The sequence below is a fragment of the Streptomyces sparsus genome, assembly GCF_054776295.1.
This window is the reverse complement of record NZ_BAAHCA010001109.1, coordinates 1-1,449: the sequence shown is the minus strand read 5'-3', so window position 1 is coordinate 1,449 and position 1,449 is coordinate 1. Positions and strand designations below refer to the sequence as shown.

The window sequence follows — 1,449 nt, the reverse complement described above, 5'->3', positions numbered from 1 at the left end:
TCCCCGGTGCACGGCTCCCAGATCGGCGTCGTCCACCAGCGCCACCCGGCCGACCAGCCGCTGGACCGGGCGGGCCGGGGCGAGCACGTGGCTGCCCACCCAGGGCGCCCCGCTGTCGGCCCCGACCAGCACGTGCGGCTCGTCGAGAGCGCGGACCAGGTCGAAGGACCGCAGTGCGGCCACCGCGTCCAGGGCCCGGTAGCCGCGGGCCTCGCTCAGCGCCCGCAGGCCGTAGCCCTCACTCATGCCCAGCTCGTCCCACATGCTCCACGCCAGGCTGTGTGCCCGCAGACCGGCCCGGCGCTGGTGCACGGCGAGTGCGTCCAGGAAGGCGTTGGCGGCGGAGTAGGCGCCGCTCATCGAACCGCCGAAGTAGCCGTTCACCGAGGAGAACGAGACGAAGGAGCGCATCGTGTACTCCCGGGCCAGCCGGTGCAGCACCCAGCCGCCGGTGACCTTCGCGGCGAGCGCGTCCCGCCACCCGCGCTGGTCGAGGTCCGCCACGGCCCGCTGGTCGAAGGTGCCCGCCAGGTGCAGCACCCCGGTCGGCGGCACCGACCAGTGCCCGGTCGCCTTCTCCAACGCCGCCCTGACCTGGGTGTGATCGGTGACGTCGGCGCTCTCGTACCGCACGTCACCCAGCTCACGCAGCCTGCGGTACGCAGCGACACGGCGGGCCGGCTCACCGCCCGCGTCGAGGTGCCGCTGCCAGGTGTGCTCGGCGGGCAGCGGGGTGCGACCGAGCAGCAGCAGCCGGGTGCCGGGGGTGCGCAGCAGGTGCTCGGCCACCCGGACCGCGACGCCACCCAGGCCGCCGCTGACCACCAGGAAACCGTCGGGCCCCGATTCGGGCGCCGCCCCGGTGCGCGCGTGCGTGTCGGGCAGCGGCGCCAAGCGGCGGACCCACCGCTGCCCCTGCCGCAGAGCGATCTCGGTGTCGGTCAGCGGGGTCCGCAGTTCGTCGAGCAGCCAGGTGATCGCGGCGCCGTCCGGGTCGGGGGCGCTCCCGGGGGCGTCGTCCGGCAGGTCCAGGTGGCAGGCGCGCAGCGCGGGGAGTTCCGGGGGCAGGCTCTTGAGCAGGCCGAGCGCCGCAGCGTGCGCGTAACCGGGCCGGTCGTCGTCCAGCACGGCCTGGCTGCCCGCCCCCACCAGGTACAGCGAGACCGGCCGGTCGGCGCCCCGGCGGGCGTCGAGCGCCCGCGCCAGCGCCAACAGGCTCTCCGAGCTGTCGCGTTGCGCGTCGAGCAGCTGCTCGGCCGTCTCCGGCTCGGTCCGGTCGCCACCGACCGCGCCGAGGTGCACAACGGCGTCCAGCGGCCGGCCGTCCTCCGCCAGCCGGTCGAGCAGCAGCCCGTGATCCGCGGCGGAGTCGACGCGGAGCCGGTAGCCTGCCGCGTCCGACCTGCTGAACCCGTCCCCGGCGCCGACCACCGTGCAGAGCCCACCCCG

Annotated in this window: 1 protein-coding gene; it reads right to left on the bottom strand. The window is 76.0% G+C overall.

Going from position 1 to position 1,449, the window contains the following annotated elements:
• A partial coding sequence (locus ACYVE9_RS26680) for an SDR family NAD(P)-dependent oxidoreductase (protein ID WP_461030464.1) occupies positions 1-1,431 on the bottom strand: 1,431 nt, incomplete at its 3' end.
• Positions 1,432-1,449 lie beyond the last annotated feature (18 nt).